General features: G+C 65.3%; 17 protein-coding genes. 10 read left to right on the top strand and 7 right to left on the bottom strand.

The genetic code is table 11. The features are described from left to right. Nucleotides 1-13: 13 nt before the first annotated feature. Together tssH and tssE are read left to right on the top strand one after the other, a co-directional pair. On the top strand, nt 14-2,728 hold the full coding sequence (gene tssH, locus ACPUER_RS02060) for a type VI secretion system ATPase TssH (RefSeq protein WP_425130240.1): 2,715 nt from the start codon (nt 14-16) through the stop codon (nt 2,726-2,728). After that, nucleotides 2,725-3,147 (top strand): type VI secretion system baseplate subunit TssE, encoded by a 423-nt coding sequence (gene tssE / locus ACPUER_RS02055; RefSeq protein WP_425130239.1) that lies wholly within the window; start codon nt 2,725-2,727, stop codon nt 3,145-3,147. Before tssH ends, tssE begins: the two co-directional genes overlap by 4 nt. A 10-nt stretch (nt 3,148-3,157) precedes the next feature. Here the strand turns inward: tssE and ACPUER_RS02050 are convergent, their stop codons facing one another. Beyond that, complete coding sequence (locus ACPUER_RS02050; RefSeq protein ID WP_425130238.1) at nt 3,158-3,943, bottom strand: NAD(P)H-dependent oxidoreductase; 786 nt, start codon at nt 3,941-3,943, stop codon at nt 3,158-3,160. Between the two features lie 86 nt (nt 3,944-4,029). Here ACPUER_RS02050 and ACPUER_RS02045 point away from each other — a divergent pair, with 86 nt between their 5' ends. Continuing rightward, entirely contained in the window at nt 4,030-4,923 is an 894-nt protein-coding gene (locus ACPUER_RS02045; protein WP_425130237.1) for a LysR family transcriptional regulator, read from the top strand. A gap of 216 nt (nt 4,924-5,139) precedes the next feature. Continuing rightward, entirely contained in the window at nt 5,140-5,544 is a 405-nt protein-coding gene (locus ACPUER_RS02040) for a DUF2471 domain-containing protein (protein WP_425130236.1), read from the top strand. Nucleotides 5,545-5,731: 187 nt separating this feature from the next. Here ACPUER_RS02040 and ACPUER_RS02035 read toward each other — a convergent pair whose 3' ends face one another. Then, on the bottom strand, nt 5,732-7,765 hold the full coding sequence (locus ACPUER_RS02035; protein WP_425130235.1) for an FAD-dependent oxidoreductase: 2,034 nt from the start codon (nt 7,763-7,765) through the stop codon (nt 5,732-5,734). A 75-nt stretch (nt 7,766-7,840) separates the two neighbouring features. Here ACPUER_RS02035 and ACPUER_RS02030 point away from each other — a divergent pair, with 75 nt between their 5' ends. Further along, entirely contained in the window at nt 7,841-8,923 is a 1,083-nt protein-coding gene (locus tag ACPUER_RS02030) for an AraC family transcriptional regulator (RefSeq protein ID WP_425130234.1), read from the top strand. Between the two features lie 24 nt (nt 8,924-8,947). Here the strand turns inward: ACPUER_RS02030 and ACPUER_RS02025 are convergent, their stop codons facing one another. The 3 genes from ACPUER_RS02025 to ACPUER_RS02015 all read right to left on the bottom strand — a co-directional run bounded on the left by ACPUER_RS02025 (nt 8,948) and on the right by ACPUER_RS02015 (nt 11,290). Continuing rightward, on the bottom strand, nt 8,948-9,397 hold the full coding sequence (locus ACPUER_RS02025; RefSeq protein WP_425130233.1) for an aconitase X swivel domain-containing protein: 450 nt from the start codon (nt 9,395-9,397) through the stop codon (nt 8,948-8,950). After that, nucleotides 9,390-10,637, bottom strand: coding sequence for an aconitase X (locus ACPUER_RS02020; protein ID WP_425130232.1), 1,248 nt, complete (start codon nt 10,635-10,637; stop codon nt 9,390-9,392). Before ACPUER_RS02020 ends, ACPUER_RS02025 begins: the two co-directional genes overlap by 8 nt. A 224-nt stretch (nt 10,638-10,861) precedes the next feature. Beyond that, nucleotides 10,862-11,290, bottom strand: a complete 429-nt coding sequence (locus tag ACPUER_RS02015) for a MarR family winged helix-turn-helix transcriptional regulator (protein ID WP_310131552.1) — start codon at nt 11,288-11,290, stop codon at nt 10,862-10,864. 104 nt (nt 11,291-11,394) lie between these two features. Between ACPUER_RS02015 and ACPUER_RS02010 the strand changes: the two genes are divergently transcribed. The 5 genes from ACPUER_RS02010 to ACPUER_RS01990 all read left to right on the top strand — a co-directional run bounded on the left by ACPUER_RS02010 (nt 11,395) and on the right by ACPUER_RS01990 (nt 17,048). Continuing rightward, nucleotides 11,395-12,315, top strand: a complete 921-nt coding sequence (locus ACPUER_RS02010; protein WP_425130231.1) for a LysR family transcriptional regulator — start codon at nt 11,395-11,397, stop codon at nt 12,313-12,315. A 107-nt stretch (nt 12,316-12,422) separates the two neighbouring features. Further along, entirely contained in the window at nt 12,423-12,854 is a 432-nt protein-coding gene (locus tag ACPUER_RS02005) for a MarR family winged helix-turn-helix transcriptional regulator (RefSeq protein WP_310131545.1), read from the top strand. 64 nt (nt 12,855-12,918) lie between these two features. Next, a complete protein-coding gene (locus ACPUER_RS02000) occupies nt 12,919-14,013 on the top strand; it encodes an HlyD family secretion protein (RefSeq protein WP_425130230.1) in 1,095 nt (364 codons plus the stop codon). A 13-nt stretch (nt 14,014-14,026) separates the two neighbouring features. Further along, the gene (locus ACPUER_RS01995) at nt 14,027-15,601 is read left to right on the top strand and encodes a DHA2 family efflux MFS transporter permease subunit (RefSeq protein WP_310131538.1); all 1,575 of its coding nucleotides are present in this window, start codon (nt 14,027-14,029) and stop codon (nt 15,599-15,601) included. Between the two features lie 16 nt (nt 15,602-15,617). Beyond that, nucleotides 15,618-17,048 carry an efflux transporter outer membrane subunit gene (locus ACPUER_RS01990; RefSeq protein WP_425130229.1) on the top strand — a complete coding sequence of 477 codons (1,431 nt, stop codon included), beginning with the start codon at nt 15,618-15,620 and terminating at the stop codon, nt 17,046-17,048. A 68-nt stretch (nt 17,049-17,116) separates the two neighbouring features. Here the strand turns inward: ACPUER_RS01990 and ACPUER_RS01985 are convergent, their stop codons facing one another. Continuing rightward, a complete protein-coding gene (locus ACPUER_RS01985; RefSeq protein ID WP_425130262.1) occupies nt 17,117-17,527 on the bottom strand; it encodes a TIGR02594 family protein in 411 nt (136 codons plus the stop codon). 162 nt (nt 17,528-17,689) lie between these two features. Next, entirely contained in the window at nt 17,690-18,637 is a 948-nt protein-coding gene (locus ACPUER_RS01980) for a hypothetical protein (RefSeq protein WP_425130228.1), read from the bottom strand. Nucleotides 18,638-18,770: the final 133 nt, after the last annotated feature.

The following is an 18,770-nucleotide window of genomic DNA, read 5'->3' as shown; positions in this document are numbered from 1 at the left end:
ATCCGCTATCGACATGACGCCGCCTCTCCGGGACGCCTCCCATCTCATTCGCCGTCTCAATCCTCATTGCACGCGCGCGCTCGAAGCCGCCGCGAGCCTGTGCCAGACCCGGCTCGCGGACGAAATCGCGGTCGAGCACTGGGTGCTGAAACTGATCGAAGCAGATGACGGCGACATTCCGGCGATCCTGCGCCACTACGATCTCGATATCGATGCGGTGTGGGATGCGTTGATCGACGTGATCGACCGCATGCCGCGCACGTTGCGCGGCATGCCGGCGCTGTCACGACAGCTCGCCACGGTGATCGAGGATGCGTGGACGCATGCGGTGTCGGACGATTCCGGCGGCGCCATTCGTTCGGGCCATCTGCTGCAGGCGATCGTCGACGCGCCACACGTCTTGCGCACGCAACGTGCGTGGCCGCTGTTGTCGGTTTCAAGCGCGCAGATCCGGCGTGTGCTGCCCCGGATCGGGCGGCGTTCATCCGAGAACGCGTCCGATGAAATGACGTTGCAGCCGAAAACGTCGCCAACCGCCGATCAGTCCGGCAATGCAGAGACGGAAGCCTCCACCGATCGTCACGCCCGGCACGCACCGTCTCGCGCCACCGACGACAACGCCCTCGCACGCTTTGCGCTCGACCTGACCGAGAAGGCCCGCCGTGGCGAGATCGACCCCGTCTTCGGCCGCGACCGGGAGATCCGGCAGATGATCGACGTGCTGGCGCGCCGTCGCAAGAACAACCCGATCCTGGTCGGCGAGCCGGGCGTCGGCAAGACCGCGCTGGTCGAAGGGCTCGCGTTGCGCGTGATCGAAGGCAGCGTTCCGGAAACGATCCGCGACACGCGCATCCTGACGCTCGACCTCGGCTTGCTGCAGGCCGGAGCAGGCGTGAAGGGCGAATTCGAGCAACGACTGAAGAACCTGATCGACGAGGTGCGGACATCGGCGACACCCATCCTGCTGTTCATCGACGAAGCGCATACGCTGATCGGAGCGGGCAACGCGGCGGGCGGCGCCGACGCGGCAAACCTGCTCAAGCCGGCGCTCGCGCGCGGCGAGTTGCGCACGATCGCGGCGACCACATGGGCCGAGTACAAGGAATATTTCGAACGCGATGCAGCGCTCGAACGGCGCTTCCAGGTCATCAAGGTCGACGAGCCCGACGACGACACGGCCTGCCTGATGCTGCGCGGGCTCGCAAGCCGCTATGCGAAGCATCACGACGTCCACATTCGCGACGATGCGATCGTCGCGGCCGTGCGGCTGTCGCGCCGCTACATCCCGGCCCGCCAACTGCCGGACAAGGCCGTCGATCTGATCGACACGGCGGCCGCGCGAGTGCGCATGGCGCTCGACGTGCCGCCGGTGGAACTGCAGCAGGCACGCGCGACGCTGACGGCACTCGAACTGGAACGCGCCGCGCTCGATGCGGATTCCCGAGCCGGGATCGGCGATGTCGCCGAACGGCGCGCCACGATCGACACGGAACACGACGCGGTGCGCGACACCGCCGACATGCTGCTCGGCCAGTACACGCGAGAACGCGAACTCGTCGACGTCTTGCGCACCCTTCGCGGCGCAGCCGGCCCCGCGCCCGATCCGGCGGCCATTTCCAATGCCATCGATGCGCTATCGACCGTTCAGGGCAAATCGCCGATGATCGCCGCCGACGTCGATGCGCAATCCATCGCGCGCGTTGTCGCGGAATGGACCGGTGTGCCGGTCGGCAATCTCGTCGACGACGAACTCCGGAGCCTGCTCACGCTCGAAGCGACGCTCGCTGCGCGCGTGGTTGCGCAGGACGATGCGATCGGTGCGCTGGCGGAGAGCCTGCGTACCGCCAAGACCGGCCTGAAGAACGAGCACGCACCGCTCGGCGTGTTCCTGCTCACCGGGCCGTCCGGCGTCGGCAAGACCGAAACCGCGCTGGCACTCGCCGACCTGCTGTTCGGCGGCGAAGCCGCGCTGACGACGATCAACCTGTCCGAGTACCAGGAAGCGCATACGGTGTCGCAGCTCAAGGGCTCGCCGCCCGGCTACGTCGGTTACGGACGCGGCGGCGTCCTGACCGAAGCCGTGCGTCAGCGTCCGTACAGCGTCGTGCTGCTGGACGAAGTCGAGAAGGCGCATCGCGACGTGCTCGACATTTTCTATCAGGTGTTCGACCGAGGCACGATGCGCGACGGCGAGGGACGCGAAATCGATTTCCGCCATTGCGTGATCGTGATGACGTCCAATCTCGGCAGCGCGCAAATCGACGATGCAACGGCCGAGGATCCAGCGATCACGCACGCAGCGCTGCGCGAAATCGTTCATCCCCAGTTGGTCTCGCACTTCCAGCCCGCACTGCTCGCACGCTTTCAGACACTCGTCTATCGGCCGCTCGGCGCGGCAGCGCTTGCGTCGATCGTGCGGATCAAGCTGGACAAGATCGCCGAACGCCTCCATCGGCAACACGCGGTGGCCCTGACGTGCGCGGACGATCTGATCGAATCGATCGCGCAGCACTGCGGGTCGCGCGAATCCGGCGCACGCAGCGTCGACGCGTTCCTGAACCAGCGCGTGCTGCCGGTCGTGTCCCGCGAACTGCTTGGACGGATGGCATCCGGCATGACGCCAGGGCAAATCCTGTTGTCGGCCACGGCCGAAGGATCGTTGACGATCGACTTCGTCGACGCGCCGACAGCCTGCGATCCCGGCACTACGCGATGGCACGACCGATGACCGCCGGCCCCTCGCTCTACGACATGCTGCTCGGCCAGATCGGCGGCGAACCGATCGGCGCTTACGACGACCGGACGCTCGAATGCCTGAGCGTTCAGCAGAACGTACGCCGCATTCTCAATACGCGGGCCGGTGCGCTCAAGCACCTGCCCGACTACGGGCTGCCCGATCTCACGAACATCTATAAAGCACTGCCCGCATCCGCGCACTTGCTCAAGCAGCAGATGGAAGCGACGCTGCTGAAGTACGAGCCGCGCATTCGCTCGATCGACGTCGGGATCGTCGACAACCGCGATCCCGGCATCCTGGTCAGCTTCGAGATGACGTGCCACCTGAAGAACGCCGGGCTCGTGCGCTTCGGCACCTACTTCGAGCCGCCGGGCCGCCTGCGCGTCGAACGACGCATCGATCGGCCATGATCGCGCACGATCAGCACTCGTGCGCGAGATGCGCGCCAAACCCCGCCTTCCCCGGCGCGATCTCCTCCTTCAGCGTCAACGCCGGAATCTCGTAATCGCCTGCATTCTGCCGCCGGAACGGAATCGGCTGCGCGGTCCACAGTTCGTCGAGCCGCTTGCCGAGCGCCGCGCGCATTTCCTCGAAGCGCGCGTCGTTCATCTTTCCCGTCCGGTAGATCACGAACGGCGGCAGCACATCGAAACCCGGGTAATACAGAATCCCGTGCTGAATCGGGAACAGCACGTCGTCGATCGGCCCGTTGATGCCGCGCGGGCTGTAGTGCGATTCCCAGCCGCCGGTCGTCACGATCACCATCGCACGCTTGCCTGCCAGCGAGCCCTCGCCGTAACGGTCGCCCCAGTGGTTGTCGGAATGCTCGCCGACGCCGTATGCGAAACCGTACGCATACACGCGCTCGACCCAGCCCTTCATGATCGCCGGCATCGAGAACCACCACAGCGGAAACTGCAGGATCACCGCGTCGGCCCACTTCAGCTTGTCCTGTTCGCGCGCGATATCGTCGCGTTGCGTGCCCGTCTCGAATGCATGCTTCGAGTCGAGCGCAGGATCGAAGCGCGCATCGGGCGCGCGATCGGTCACGTCGCTCGCATCGAACGCCGCCTTCCAGTTCATCGCATACAGGTCGGTCACCTGCACGGTGTGGCCGGCCGCTTCGAGATGCTCGACGGCAAAGTCGCGCAGCGCGCCGTTCAGCGAACGCGGTTCGGGATGGGCATAAACGATCAGCACATTCATGTTCGTCACTCCGTTGATTGAATGGCTGCAGGATGCCCCCGCCGAAGGTATATTTGAAATGAATTCCTGATATTCCAGGTATAGCCATGAATAATCTCAGGCGACTCGACCTGAACCTGCTCGTCACGCTGGACGTGCTGCTCGCCGAGCACAACGTCACGCGCGCGGCCGAAAGGCTGAACATGTCGCAACCGTCAGTGAGCGTGCAGTTGCAGAAACTGCGCGACCTGTTCGGCGATCCGCTGCTGTTGCCGGGGCCGCGCGGGATGCGGCCGACCGCGCGCGCGGAAGCGCTGCGCGAGCCGCTGCGGGACGCGCTCGAAGCCGTCGAACGCGCGGTGGTTCCGGCCACGCCATTCGATCCCGCGACCGCGACGAACACGTGGCGCGTGGCCGCGACCGACTACGGCGAATCGACGATCGTGCTGCCCGCGCTGAACACGCTGCGGGCGGCCGCGCCCGGTACGCGGCTGGCGGTCGTCGAACTCGTGCCGCCGCGCATCGAGCAGGACGCCGAGCGAAACGGCATCGACCTGGCCTTTCATACGACCGAGGGCTCGCCGCCAGGCATGCGGCGCCTGCCGCTGTTCGTCGAGCGTTACGTGCTCATCGGCCGAGCCGGGCATCCGAAGCTGAAACGGCGCCCCACGCTCGCGCAGTTCGGCATGCTCGAACACGTGATCGTGTTGCCCGACGGCGGCGGCTTCTTCGGCGTGACGGACGAAGCGCTCGCGAAGCTCGGTGCCACGCGGCGCGTCGTGCTGTCCGTGCCGCATTTCCTGTTCGTGATGTCGGCCGTCGCCAGCACCGATCTCGTCGCGATGCTGCCCGAGCGGCTGGTGCGCGATGTGCCCGCGCTGCGCGTCGTGGAAGCGCCGGTCGAGGTGCCCGGCTATGAAATGTCGATGCTGTGGCACGAGCGCGTGCATCGCGATCCCGCGCATCGGTGGCTGCGGGAGACCATCGCGGAATCGGTATAAGCCGAATGCGGCCCACGGAATCGGCGCGACAACGAGCGGGCAGCGCTCGCATACCGGCTTCCATCGGCTTTCCGACATCCGCCCCCTGCCCGCTCCGGCAAGATTCTTCATCCGGGACTTGAAACCGCCTCGAACACTGTATATATTTACAGTGCTTTTGCACCATTTGACCCGAATTCCGTCATCCACAGACGGACGGACTTTTGTGAGGCGACCATGTTCCAGTCATCCGCATTCGATCCCGAGCAACCCGGCTTCAATCCCGTCCACTTCGAGCGCGCCGCGCAGCGGGCGGTCGTCGATCTGCAGCGTGCCGTCGGCGGCCCCGCGCAGCGGGCGCTCGGCCTGCGGCGCCGCACCCATCCTGCCGCCGTCCGCACGATGAGCTGGCAGGCGCTGCTGAACGTCGAAGAGCTGGCCTTCTCGAATGCCGGCTTCCTGAACCGCAACGATCCGACCGTCGTCGACGCATTCATCCGGCTGCGCGACAGCAGGCTGGTCGCCGCGGACGTCGAGGAACCGGTCGACTGGCGTCGCGACGACGACGACCTGCCGGCCGTCTACCTGATCGTCAAGGCGATGCTCGAAGCAGAAGAGGAAGAAAGGGCGGAAGCGGCCTGAGCCGCGCCGGCCGATCGCGGTCTGCCGGGGTCGCGCCGCCACGTTGCGTGTCGACGCGGTACGCGCGGGTCGTCAACGCCATCCTGCGCGCGCGAACCGGCGTATCGGATGGAAAACCACGGGCCGTCGCGCGGGCAAACTACCGCCACGCGACGACCGTCGAAACGAACGTCGAACCGCCTGCCCGTTACAGCCGCGCCGCGAGCCGCGCGCCCTGATCGATCGCGCGCTTCGCATCGAGTTCGGCGGCCAGTTCCGCGCCGCCGATCAGGTGCACCGAGCGCCCGGCCGCCTGCAGCGGCGCGAGCAACGCGCGCTGCGGCTCCTGCCCCGTGCAGAGCACGATCGTGTCGGCTTCGATTACTTCGTGATCGGTGCGCTGCTCGCCGTACGACACGTGCAGCCCGCGCGCATCGATCAGCTCGTAGTTCACGCCGCCGATCATCTTCACCTGCTTCATCTTCAGCGTCGCGCGGTGAATCCAGCCGGTCGTCTTGCCGAGCCCCTTGCCGAGCGGCGCGGCCTTGCGCTGCAGCAGCGTCACTTCACGCGCGGGCGCCGCAACCTGCGCACGCGTCACGCCACCGCGCGTCGCGGCCGGGTCGGTCACGCCCCACTCGGCCTTCCACTCTTCCAGATCGAGCGCCGGCGACTCGCCCGCCTGCACCAGATACTCGGCGACATCAAAGCCGATCCCGCCCGCGCCGACCACCGCGACGCGCCGGCCGACCGGCTGCTTGCCGGCAAGCACGTCGATATAGCTGAGCACATTCGGCCCGTCCTGCCCGGGGATCTTCGGGTCGCGCGGCGCGACGCCGGTCGCGAGCACGATCTCGTCGTAGCCGCCCGCGATCAGGTCGCTCGCGTCGACGCAGCGATTCAGGTGCAGGTTCACGCCGGTCAGCTCGACCTGGCGGCCGAAGTAGCGCAACGCTTCATGAAACTCTTCCTTGCCCGGAACCTGTTTCGCCATGTTGAACTGGCCGCCGATCTCGGCTGCGCCGTCGAACAGGTCGACCTGATGGCCGCGCTGCGCGAGCACGGTCGAGCACGCGAGCCCGGCCGGGCCCGCGCCGACCACCGCGATGCGCTTCGGCTGCTGCGCGGGCGTGTATTTCAGCTCCGTCTCGTGGCACGCACGCGGATTCAGCAGGCACGACGCGATCTTGTTCTTGAACGCGTGGTCGAGGCACGCCTGGTTGCAGCCGATGCAGGTGTTGATCTCGTCGGCGCGGCCCTGCGCGGCCTTGACGACGAACTCGGCATCCGCGAGCAGCGGGCGCGCCATCGACACCATGTCCGCGCAGCCATCTGCCAGGATCTGCTCGGCCACTTCCGGCCGGTTGATCCGGTTGGTCGTCACGAGCGGAATGCCGACCTCGCCCTTCATCTTCTTCGTCACCCATGCGAACGCGCCGCGCGGCACCGACGTCGCGATGGTCGGCACGCGCGCCTCGTGCCAGCCGATCCCCGTGTTGATGATCGTCGCGCCCGCGCGCTCGACAGCCTTCGCGAGCTGCACCGTTTCACTCCAGTCGCTGCCGTCCGGAATCAGATCGAGCATCGACAGCCGGTAGATCAGGATGAAATCGCGGCCGACCGCTTCGCGCGTGCGCTCGATGATCTCGATCGGCAAGCGGATGCGATTCTCGTACGAACCACCCCACTGGTCGGTGCGCTTGTTTGTATGCATCGAGATGAACTGGTTGATCAGGTAGCCCTCGGAGCCCATGATCTCGACGCCGTCGTAGCCGGCTTCGCGCGCGAGCTTCGCACAGCGGACGAATGCGCGAATCTGCCGCTCGACGCCGCCCGCGCTCAGTTCGTGCGGCGCGAACGGTGAAATCGGCGACTTGATCTTCGATGGCGCGACCGCGAACGGGTGGTAACCGTAGCGGCCCGTATGCAGGATCTGCAGCGCGATCTTGCCGTCCTCTGCATGCACGGCGCCGGTGATCTCGCGATGCCGCCGCGCGGCGGCCGACGTCATCAGCGTGCCGCCGAACGGCTTGGTCCAGCCGGCCACGTTCGGCGCGAAGCCGCCCGTCACGATCAGGCCGACGCCGCCGCGTGCGCGTTCGGCGAAATATTCGGCGAGCCGCGGCAGCGTCTTGCGGCTGTCCTCGAGGCCCGTGTGCATCGAGCCCATCAGCACGCGGTTCTTCAGCGTCGTGAAGCCGAGATCGAGCGGCGCGAGCAGATGGGGAAAGGGGGTCGTCATGGTGATCCTGCCGGTAAGCGATGCCTGCCATCGTAGGCGCGCGCCGCCTTGAACGTGAGGGGGCAAACAGCCATAATGCTTGTCATTTCCGGCCAAAATGACATGACCTCCCCACTCGCCAAGGACCGCCTCGGGCTGCGCCGGCCGACGATTCCGGTCGCCTATACGCGCCTGCTGCTGCAGGCGCTGGCCGCGCGCGGCGTCGACCTGGCCGCCGTGCGTGCCGGCACGGGCCTGCGCGACGCGGTGCTGGCCGAACCCGACGCGCGCGTCGCGCCGTCGCAATGGGGGCGGCTCGTGCTCAATGCGATCGAGATCGGTGGCGATCCGGGCATCGGGCTCGCGTTCGGACTGCTGCTGAAGCCGACCGTGCACGGCTTTCTCGGCTATGCAACGCTGACCGCGCGGGACATCCGCGAAGCGCTGTCCGTCACGCAACGCTACTTCCGGATGCGCAACCGCCAATATCGGCTGACTTATGCGGAAGACGAACGCGGCGCGACGCTCGAACTGCACGGCGTGCAGGCCAGCCCGGTGCTGCAGCATCACGTGATGTTCGAATTCGTGCTGACCGGGCTCGCGCAGAACATCTCGCAATGGGCCGGGCGCGCGTCGCCGCCGATCGCGCTGCAATTCGCGTGGCCGGAGCCCGCGTATTTCGCGCGCTATCGCGACCAGTTGCCGCCGGTCGAATTCGGCTGTGCGGCAAACGCGCTGTGGATTGCTCGCGACGTGCTCGACTGGCCGCTGCCGCTCGCCGACGAAGTCGCGCACCGGCAGGCGCTCGTGCAGGTCGAGCGCGAGTATGCGCAGGTGCGGCAGGACGAAGGCGATCTGGTCGAACGCGTGCGCGCGGAGCTGGCGAGAGCAACCGGCGTCTATCCGGGGCCTGAAACACTCGCCGACGCGCTGCTCGTGTCGACGCGCACGTTGCGACGCCGGCTGGAGGAAGCCGGTTCGAGCTATCGGCAATTGCTCGACGAAGCGCGGTTTCGTGACGCGAAGCAGTTGCTCGCCGCGTCGGATCTCGACCTGAAGACGATCGCCGAGCGGCTGCAATTTACCGATCCGGCGAATTTCACGCGCGCGTTCCGGCGCTGGGCCGGGCAGACGCCGAGCGCGTATCGGGAAGCGGCCGGCAGACCGTCACACGAGTAAATCGGCTGGCTGACACGCGACGCATCAACCTCCGACGTAAATCCGCGCGCCGCCGTCCCCGTCGCCCGCGTCGATCCGCACCTCGCCGGTTGCGGCGACGATCGCGTCATACACGTCATCGGTCACGCATACCACCGGCACCGCGATCGCATACAGCTCGGTGGCCACGATCGCGCCGATCGAGATGATCAGGTCGCGCTCCTTCAGCACGATCGCGACGGGCCCCGTGCCGTTGCGCACGGCTTCCGCGAGCACGCTGCTGCTCGAGCTCGAACCCTTCGCGTGCGGCATCACCATCACCTTGCCGGCGAGACTCGCGCCGGCCTGCGGATGCCCGCGATCGACGATCCTGCCCGCGCCGGAATCGTAGCCGCCCCAGAAGCTGAGCGGCTTGTCGAGCACGAACGCGCTCGCGCATGCGCTGCCCGGCACGAGCGTGTCGCCCGTCAGACCTTTGCCCGTCGCTTCAATCATCGAATCGCACCTTTCCTTCGTACGCCGACCGCACGCATTCGCGCATGCTGCCGTACGCCACCGTCACGCCGATATTCGCGGGCGCATACGACGCCCATTTCCCCGAGTTGGTCATCACCAACCCCGACAGTTGCTTCATCACCGGTGTGATGTACGTGCAGGTATCGACGACGATCTGGATGCCGCGCGCGGCGAATTTGCTCGCAAGGCCGGCTTCGCCCAGCTCCCACAAAATGAAGCGGCTCGTGTTCACGTAGAAATCGCAGGCCGGCTTGCCGTCAAACGCTTCGAGCAACGCATCGAGCGTGCGGAATTCGGCCAGCGAGAAATGCGGCGTGCCGAGCGCCACCGCGACGAGCGCGTCGCCGGCCGCGCCGTGGTTCAGCGTGCGGCGAATCTCGTCGAGATCGGCCATCGCGACGTCGACCGTGCGTTGCGCCGAGCGGCCGTGCAATGCGGCATCGAGCGTCGGCGCCTCGGGCGTCACGCCCACCGCATGGAACAACGCGACGGCCCCGCTCGATGCGGCGGCCGCGCCGAGCGCCTTGAGTTCGTCTTCGGTGGTATCCGCCGGCAGCCCGACGATCGCGGGCACGATCGCGCCCGCGATTTTGCCGATCAGCAACCCGAGCGCGGCGAAATAGATATCGCGCGATGGCAGGCCGCTGAAGTCCGGTGCGTTGAACACGATCCGCGCGGCGCGGTTCGCTTCGACATGCAAGCCCGCATACGGCGCGCGGCCGGTAATCGCGGCGGCCAGATCGAGAAAATCGCCGTACCGGCTCGTGCGCGCGCCGAGCACCGAGTTCGCGAACACGATCGCATTCGATTCGGCCCACGCGATCTGCTCGCCTTTCGCGGGACGGTTCTTCAACTGATACGGCGCGCACGTGAAACTCGATTCGCAGCCGAGCTGCAAATGCGCGTCCATCAGGCGCTGCGCATCGCGCTGGATCGTGCGGTCGCCGTGATACAGCTCGGGATGGATCAGGTCGAGCGACCCGACGTTCAAGGTGGTCGGCACCGCGACCTTCGCGCCCGTATCGACGAAATACTCGACGAAGTCGAGACTGGTCTGGCCGTGATAAAGACAGCCGTCGATATGCGCGGACGTGATGTCGATCAGGTGCGGCGCGGACATCACTTCCGCCGTGCGTGCGACGATCCGCATCGCGCGCGCGACGCCGTCGCCGAAATCCCCGCGCAACATCGCGTCGTCGCGGTCGCTCAACTGCAGCATCGGTTGCTCCTCGTGACTCGTGCCGGCGGCGCCGGTCCGTGAAATCCGTCAGAGGACTCTACAACTGGAAATAAAAACTGTCCAGATCATCACCAATCCGGACAATTTAAAAACCAATTTTCGGTCATGGATGCCATGACTTCGCGCCTCGAACTCCGCTGAAGCGACCGATGGCTCGAATTCCGCTCCAGTTCGTCGCAACGCGCGAGCCACCTGCTGCCCGCCTAGCGTTCCGCGGTCAGGCTGAACAGTTCATCGCGCAGCGCCTTCGCGCGCCCCTGGCCGAACTGCGTCTCGAATTCGTCCTGCGCGGCCTGCCACGCGACCAACGCCCGCGCGAACGTGCGCTCGCCGAGCTTCGTGAGGCTCAACGCATGCGCGCGCGCATCGTGCTCGGACGCGGCCGTCGCGACCAAACCGTCGCGCTGCAGCGGCTTCAGCGCGCGCAGCAACGTCGTGCGATCCATCACGAGCGCATCGGCCAGTTCGCTCATCAGCAGGCCGGGGCGACGCGTCAAATTCGCCATGATCGAAAACTGCGCGGGCGTGACGCCGACCGGGGCCAGATGGCGTTCGTACAATTGCGTGACGAAGCGCGCCGCCTGACGCAGCGCGAGGCAGTTGCACGCTTGGGCAATCGGGTTGTCGTTCATGCTCCGCAATTTATATGTGCATATGCATAAAGTCAATGTACACTCCGCCGTAACGAGGCCGGCCGGGCGCGTCCGGCGCCCGCCATCGCGTCAAGGAGACGGACATGGACTACATCGACAAGCTGCGGATTTTCCGGTCGGTGGTCGAGATGCGCAGCTTCACGCGCGCCGCCGACATGCACGGCCTCGCGCGGCCGGTCGTGTCGCGTGCTGTTGCCGATCTGGAGGCGCGCTTCGGCAGCCGGCTGCTGCACCGGACCACACGCCAGGTGTCGCTGACCGAAACCGCCGAACGCATTTACGAGCGCTGCGCGGCTGTGCTCGACGAGCTCGACGCGCTCGAAGCGGAAGCGCAAACTCAGACGCGCGAGCCCGAGGGCCTGCTGCGTCTCGTCGCGCATACGACGGCCGCGCTGAACCGGCTCGTGCCGCTGATCGCCGGCTTCAAGCGCGCGCATCCGAAGGTGCGCCTCGATGTCACGCTGACCGAGCGCCCCGTCGATCTCGTCGGCGAAGGCTACGACATCGGCATCGTCGTGCCTTACATGCTGACGAGCGAGACGACCGTCGTGCGGCTGGTCGAGCGCATTCCGGTCGTGATCGTCGCGACGCCCGCGTATCTGAGCGCGCATTCGCGCCCCGAAACGCCGGCGGACCTAGCCGATCATCCGTTCGTGCCGATATCGCCGTCGCTGCGCCGGCCCGCGCTGTCGTTCCGCGTCGACGGCGACACGCTGACCGTGCCGTACCGCTTCGACATCTCGTCGAACAGCCCCGTCTTCAACCGCGAAATGGTGATGCACGACTTCGGCATCGGCGTCGTGCCGAGAACGCTCGTCGAAGCCGAACTCGCGTCGGGTGCGCTCGTGCAGTTGCTGGAGGACGCCGATCTCGTCGACGCGTTCGTCGAGATCAAGCTCGCGTACGCGAACCGCGCGCTGCTGCCCGCGAAAGTGAAGGCGTTCATCGACTACACGGCCGACTATTGCGACCGCGTCGGCCGGATCGTTCCGGCGGCAGCCTGATCCGGCGCGCGAACGCGCCGACCTGACGCCGATTGGTACAGCCACGACACCAATCTGATCCTGCTCCGCCCATCGCTTCGCCCCGCCCCGCGCCCTAACATGTGCACATGCACAAGACCACGCTCACCGATGACGATTGCTTCGCGGTCCGGCAAGCCGCTCGCCGGCTCTCGCAGTTCTACGAGCGTTACCTGTCGCGGGCTGGCGTCACGCCGTCGCAGTACAGCATTCTCGCGTTGCTGCGCGACCGGCCGCATCAGACGATGGCGGCGCTGTCGTCGGTGCTGGTGATCGAGCGCACCGCGCTGCTGCGCGCGCTCAAGCCGCTCGTCGGCGCGGCGCTGGTGACGGGCCGGATCGAGCCGCCGCACCGCCGCCAGACGTTCGCGCTGACCGCACACGGCGAAACGAAGATCGCCGACGCACACGTGCACTGGCTCGCCGCACAGGAAGCGTTCGAACGGCGATTCGGGCCGGCGCAGGCAGCCCGGCTGAGAGACGAATTGTTCCGGATCACGCACAACCTGCCGGAGCGCTAACCCCTTCCCCGATCGACGCGACATCGTCGATCGTTTCAATAAGTGCATATACATAGGTGAATCGATGGAAACGACCCAAGAAGCCGCTGCTTCCCGCGAGGCAGCCACAATCGACCCGCCCGCGAAGCAGCGACGCCGCGTGCCGTGGATGCGCATCGCGGTAAGCGCCGTCGTCGTCGCGGTTGCGGCGGCCGCGCTCGACTGGCTGTTCGTGCTGCGCTTCCAGGAAAGCACCGACGATGCGTATGTCGGCGGCGACGTAACGGTGCTCGCGCCGAAGGTCAACGGCTTCGTCGACCGGATTCTCGTGACCGACAACCAGCGCGTGAAGGCCGGCGACGTGCTCGTGCAGCTCGATGCGCGCGACTACGATGCGAAGCTCGCGCAGGCCAGCGCCGAAGTCGACAGCGCGCGCTCTGCCGTGACCGAACTCGAAGCGAAGCAGCAACTGCAATTCGCGGTGATCGGCCAGCACGCGGCAGACAAGAACGCATCGTCGGCCGAATTGACGCGCGCCGCCTCCGACCGCGTGCGCTACCGCGAGCTCGTGAAATCCGACGCCGTGTCGAACCAGATCGTCGAGCGCGCGGACGCCGACTATTCGAAGGCAGGCGCGGCCGTCGACCGCAGCGACGCCGCACTGCTCGCCTCGAAGCGGCAGCTCGACGTGCTCGGCGCGCAGCTCGCCGATGCGCGCGCCCGCGTGAACACCGCGCTCGCCGCGCAGCGCGTCGCGGCGCTCAACGTCGAATACACGACGATCCGCTCGCCGGTCGACGGTTACGTCGGCAACCGCACGGGCCGCGTCGGCATGCTCGCGAACGTCGGCGTGCCGCTGCTGACGGTCGTGCCGGCTTCCGGGCTGTGGATCGACGCGAACTTCAAGGAAGACCAGCTTCGCAAGATGCGCGCGGGCGATCGCGTCGACGTGTCGCTCGATGCGTCGAGCACGCGCCTGCACGGCCGCGTCGACAGCGTCGCGCCCGCAACCGGCGCGACCTTCAGCGTGCTGCCGCCCGAGAACGCGACCGGCAACTTCACGAAGATCGTCCAGCGCGTGCCCGTACGCGTGCATCTCGATCCGCAGCCGGGCCTCGAACACGTGCTGCGCCCCGGCCTGTCCGCGGTCGTGACCGTGCATACCGACCACGCGAACTGAGCGGGAGCCGACCATGACCACCGCGTTTTCCGGCGACCCCGCGTCGCAACCGACCAGGCAGCGCGTATTCGCGTTCGCGCTGATGTGCGTCGGCTTCTTCATGGCGACGCTCGACATCCAGATCGTCGCGTCGTCGCTGCGCGACATCGGCGGCGGCTTGTCCGCGAGCCAGGACGAATTGTCGTGGGTGCAGACGGCCTACCTGATCGCCGAGATCATCGTGATCCCGATGTCGGGCTGGCTGTCGAAGGTGATGTCGACGCGCTGGCTGTTCGTCGCTTCGGCCGTCGGCTTCACGATCACCAGCATGCTGTGCGGGCTCGCGTGGGACATCAACTCGATGATCCTGTTTCGCGGGCTGCAGGGCGCGCTCGGCGCCGCGATGATCCCGACCGTGTTCACCACCGCGTTCGTGCTGTTCCCCGGCAAGCAGCGGCTGATCGCGTCGACGACCATCGGCGCGCTCGCGTCGCTCGCGCCGGCGATCGGCCCCGTGATCGGCGGCTGGATCACCGATCAATGGTCGTGGCACTGGCTGTTCTACCTGAACCTCGTGCCGGGTATCGCCGTGGCCGCACTCGTGCCGCGCTACGTGCATATCGACGAACCCGACCTGAGCCTCGTCAAGCGCGGCGACTATCTCGGCATCGTGCTGATGTCGGGCTTCCTCGGCTGCCTCGAATACGTGCTGGAAGAAGGCCCGCGCAAGAACTGGTTCGGCGACGACGCGATCGTCATCTGCGCGTGGATCTCCGGCATCTGCGGCTTCCTGTTCATCGTGCATGCGCTGACCGCCGACGATCCGATCGTCGACCTGCGCGCGCTCGCCGTGCGCAACTTCGGGATCGGCAGCCTGCTGTCGTTCGTGACCGGCATCGGGATCTTCGTGACCGTGTTCCTGACGCCGCTGTTTCTTGCGCAGGTGCGCGCGTTCAGCTCGCTGCAGATCGGCCTGGCGCTGCTGTCGGTCGGCGCGTTCCAGTTGGTCGCGCTTTGCGTGTATGCGTTCGCGGCGCGCTACTTCAGCATGCGCGCGCTGCTCGTGTTCGGGCTGATCTGCTTCGGCCTCGGCTGCTACCTGTACACGCCGATCACGCACGACTGGGGCTGGCGGGAACTGCTGCTGCCGCAGGCGCTGCGCGGGATCGGCCAGCAGTTCAGCGTGCCGCCGATCGTGACGATGGCGCTCGGCTCGCTGCCGCAGTCGCGGCTGAAATCCGCGAGCGGACTGTTCAACCTGATGCGCAATCTCGGCGGTGCGATCGGCATCGCGGTGAGCGCGACGATGCTCAACGACCGGCTGAACTTCCACTACCTGCGCCTGAACGAGCATGTGAGCGCGGGCGAGCCGCAGATCGCGTCGCTGCTCGATCATCAGGCCGCGTACTGGACTGCTGTTGCGGGCAATACGCTGAATACCGCGCAGGCCGGGCTCGCGAACCTGCATCGGCTGATTTATCGCGAAGCGCTGACGCTCACCTATGCGGATGCGTACTACGCGCTGTCGCTGTGTTTCGTCGTCGCGCTGCTTGCCGTCGTGTTTTCCAAACCCATTACTTTGAACGCGCCGCCGCCGGACGCGCACTGAGGCTGAGGCCATCATCATGAAAAAGCTACTCGTCGCGCTGGCTGTCAGCGCATTCGCCGCAGGGTGTGCGGTGCAGCCCGCGCAGCATCCGGCGCTGCACGAATCCGTTCAAACGCTTGCGCCCACCGCATGGGATACCGACGTGCCGCGCGCGGACATCGACGCCGCCGCATGGTGGGCGCAATTCCACGATCCCGTGCTCGACCGGCTGATCGCGACCGTGCTCGACGGCAACCTCGATCTGCAGGCCGCCGCCGAACGCGTGAAGCAGGCGCAGGCGCTGACCGTTCAAAAGCGCGCGGCGCTGCTGCCCGAACTCGACGCGACCGCGCATGCAGCCGACGCGCGCCAGAACACACCACCGCCGCTCGGCTATGTGCGGCAGGCCGGAGTGGGGCTCGCGCTGAGCTGGTCGCCCGATGTGTTCGGCGGCGAACGGCTCGATTTGCTCGCCGCGCAGGCCGAGCTCGTCGGGCAGAAGCATGCGGAAGATGCGATGCGGCTCGCGCTCGCGGCCGATGCGGCATCCGCGTATGTCGATCTGCGTTGGGCGCAGCAGGAACTGAAAATCCTGCAGGACAACGCGAAGATCCGGCAGCACGCGCTCGAACTCACGCGCAAGCGGCAGGCGTTCGGGCTGTCGACGGAACTCGACGTCACGCGCGCGCAGAACCAGCTCGATGCGCTCGAAGCGCGGATTCCGCCGACGCAGGCGCAGATCTCGCATCAGCTCAATCTGATTGCCGTGTATTCGGGGCGGACGCCGGAGTCGGTCGATCGGCTCGTGTTGGCGCAGGCGGGGGAGATTCCCGCGCCGCCGGTTGGCGCACCGGGGACGTTGCCTTCGCAGGCGTTGTTGCGGCGGCCCGATGTGCTGACTGCTTATGCGCAGGTGGAGCGGCGTGCGGCGCAAGTGGGGGTTGCCAAGGCCGAGCGGTATCCGAAGTTTTCGCTGAATTTGACGGACGGGATTCTGGCGGCGTCGTATCTCGGGTTGCCTACGTTGACCGACAATCTGTTCAGCGCGGCGTTGAGTGCGACGAGCCCGATCTTCAATGCGGGGCGTATTACCGCCGATATCTCGCAGAGCGAAAGCCGGATGCGCGAGTCGGAACTCGGGTTAAGGCAGACGATGCTGCAAGCGTTGAGGGAAGTCGAGGATGCGCGTGCGAATCTCGTCAGTTCCGATGAGGCTACGCGGCGGCTCGGTAGTGCATTGGCGGCTTCCGATAAGGCGCTCGGGTTGGCGAATCAGCTCTATAAGGGGGGCGCGACGGATTTTCTCGACGTGCTTTCGGCGCAGGAGGTGTATCTGCGGGATTCGGATTCGCTCAATCAAGTCAAGCGCGAGCATGCGCTGGCAGCGGTCGCGCTCTATCGGTCGCTTGGGGGTGGGTGGAGCAGGAATGAGGCGGCGGGTGAGGCGGAGGCTGTGGCGAGGAATTGAGGCCGGGGCCTGATACGAATGCAGACCGCGTCGACGGCCTGCACTTTTACGCAAGCGCGGCGGTGCGGTCATCCGACGTCGGGCCAGCGGTATCCGATCACTTCGTTCAACGGGTACGCGAGTTCGCGCACTTCTTCCAGTTGGTTGCCGCCGAACAGATGCACGTATTCGTCGTCGTGACGCAGGTAAAAACCGACGTGCCCTTTCCAGCTCGCGGGATCGTCGCGCGTCAGAATGGCGATGCAACCGTAGACCGGACGCTCCAGCGGGCGGCCCCATTCAAGCCATGAGCGCGCGAGTGCGGAACCCGTGCCGCGGAGTCCGGCGTGTGCCATGCACCAGTTGACGAACGACGAGCACCAGGAAATCTTGTCGTCGTAGCCGACCAGGTTCGTGTGGTTGTTGTATTCGACGATGCGCGGGTTGATGCTGCCGGGCGGGTGGCGGCGGATGCCGAGTTCGGCCAGGGCGACGGGCATCCACGCCGGATGCCCGGCTTTCGGTTTGCTCTCAGGGTTCGATCGGGTCACGTCGTTCTCGGGCGAGTGTGATTTGTGGTCAATCTTCGCATGAATACGACATAGCCGCGAGTGTTGCCGGTGCCATCGTCGACACGATTGAGATCAATCATGACAGGGCAATCAATAAAATTTTGCTGCCAAGAAGAAGTTATATTTTCTATTCTTTGACGTCCATGTTCCAACATATGAATCGTCGATTTTCTTTCCCTTGAACGTCGCAACCGGTTGATCCCCCGACCCCAAATACTCCGTTAAATTCATTCTCCCATTTTTTATCGAACCCTTAACAACGATCAGCGTCTCATTCTTGAGATACATATAACTACCATCGACCTTTCCATCCGGCTCTTCTGGAAAGGACGCGCTAATCCAGAAATTATTACCGATCCACCCACCCAAAAACTGATATGCCACATTGATCTTGCATCCGGCAAGACAAAGTAGCGTCCTTGCATCAGGCCCGCTACTGGAAGGAAATGCATAGGTTGCTTCCGACCAATTTTTAGTTCCTGCGTCGTATGCCGGCACCGTTACAACAAGACCAGCCTGATTTGCAACTCTGGTTGCCACTGTGTCGGGCGAAGCTGGAGATTTATTATTTATCTTCCCAGCACACAAGGCTTCGAAAGCATTCTCCAGAATTTCCCGCTCTTCGCTCAACACAACATTGCCACGACAACTTTGCCCGACCCAACGCTCGCCATTCGACAGAGTCGCTCTCGACAGTGAGATGTAATTTCTTGCACGCATTACACCATTAATGTAAGAGAAAATCAAAATCGCCCAATTCTTTGACGACGATACGTTACCGTACTCCAGAATCAGACTTGCCATGCTTCCATAAAGCGTCGCATCACTCAAAGTCCGCCGTAAATTCGGCTCAGAAGACAATCGCGCACCACTAACACTGTCGACGAAAAATCCATCTCCATCCAGTCGGATCGGGCAGTTAATTGTTTTCACACTACCATCACACACTACCAAACCGGGGGCCGCGTAACCACCCGCCATTGAATTTTCCATCAATGACAATATAAGAAACATCCCAAAAACAAACTTAGCAATCATTTTCCCTCCCTGGCAATCCCCTCAAACTTCTCTGAATAAAATTGATGCTCTTCCGCCTTGTTTGGATAATTCGAACCCGCCGAACTGTCGCCGTCATGCGGTAAAGCAGTCTCACGTCCAGACGCACTTCGAG

The organism is Burkholderia sp. DN3021 (genome assembly GCF_049805555.1).
In the GTDB taxonomy this organism is placed as follows: Bacteria; Pseudomonadota; Gammaproteobacteria; order Burkholderiales; family Burkholderiaceae; genus Burkholderia; species Burkholderia pyrrocinia_C.
The sequence above is the reverse complement of the archived record's forward strand: the minus strand, read 5'-3'. Positions and strand labels throughout refer to the sequence as shown.

Bases quoted from the DNA above. Each gene is read 5' to 3' on its own strand.
- tssH (WP_425130240.1), top strand. From the start codon at position 14: ATGACGCCGCCTCTCCGGGACGCCTCCCATCTCATTCGCCGTCTCAAT.
- tssE (WP_425130239.1), top strand. From the start codon at position 2,725: ATGACCGCCGGCCCCTCGCTCTACGACATGCTGCTCGGCCAGATCGGC.
- ACPUER_RS02050 (WP_425130238.1), bottom strand. From the start codon at position 3,943: ATGAATGTGCTGATCGTTTATGCCCATCCCGAACCGCGTTCGCTGAAC.
- ACPUER_RS02045 (WP_425130237.1), top strand. From the start codon at position 4,030: ATGAATAATCTCAGGCGACTCGACCTGAACCTGCTCGTCACGCTGGAC.
- ACPUER_RS02040 (WP_425130236.1), top strand. From the start codon at position 5,140: ATGTTCCAGTCATCCGCATTCGATCCCGAGCAACCCGGCTTCAATCCC.
- ACPUER_RS02035 (WP_425130235.1), bottom strand. From the start codon at position 7,765: ATGACGACCCCCTTTCCCCATCTGCTCGCGCCGCTCGATCTCGGCTTC.
- ACPUER_RS02030 (WP_425130234.1), top strand. From the start codon at position 7,841: ATGCTTGTCATTTCCGGCCAAAATGACATGACCTCCCCACTCGCCAAG.
- ACPUER_RS02025 (WP_425130233.1), bottom strand. From the start codon at position 9,397: ATGATTGAAGCGACGGGCAAAGGTCTGACGGGCGACACGCTCGTGCCG.
- ACPUER_RS02020 (WP_425130232.1), bottom strand. From the start codon at position 10,637: ATGCTGCAGTTGAGCGACCGCGACGACGCGATGTTGCGCGGGGATTTC.
- ACPUER_RS02015 (WP_310131552.1), bottom strand. From the start codon at position 11,290: ATGAACGACAACCCGATTGCCCAAGCGTGCAACTGCCTCGCGCTGCGT.
- ACPUER_RS02010 (WP_425130231.1), top strand. From the start codon at position 11,395: ATGGACTACATCGACAAGCTGCGGATTTTCCGGTCGGTGGTCGAGATG.
- ACPUER_RS02005 (WP_310131545.1), top strand. From the start codon at position 12,423: ATGCACAAGACCACGCTCACCGATGACGATTGCTTCGCGGTCCGGCAA.
- ACPUER_RS02000 (WP_425130230.1), top strand. From the start codon at position 12,919: ATGGAAACGACCCAAGAAGCCGCTGCTTCCCGCGAGGCAGCCACAATC.
- ACPUER_RS01995 (WP_310131538.1), top strand. From the start codon at position 14,027: ATGACCACCGCGTTTTCCGGCGACCCCGCGTCGCAACCGACCAGGCAG.
- ACPUER_RS01990 (WP_425130229.1), top strand. From the start codon at position 15,618: ATGAAAAAGCTACTCGTCGCGCTGGCTGTCAGCGCATTCGCCGCAGGG.
- ACPUER_RS01985 (WP_425130262.1), bottom strand. From the start codon at position 17,527: ATGCCCGTCGCCCTGGCCGAACTCGGCATCCGCCGCCACCCGCCCGGC.
- ACPUER_RS01980 (WP_425130228.1), bottom strand. From the start codon at position 18,637: ATGATTGCTAAGTTTGTTTTTGGGATGTTTCTTATATTGTCATTGATG.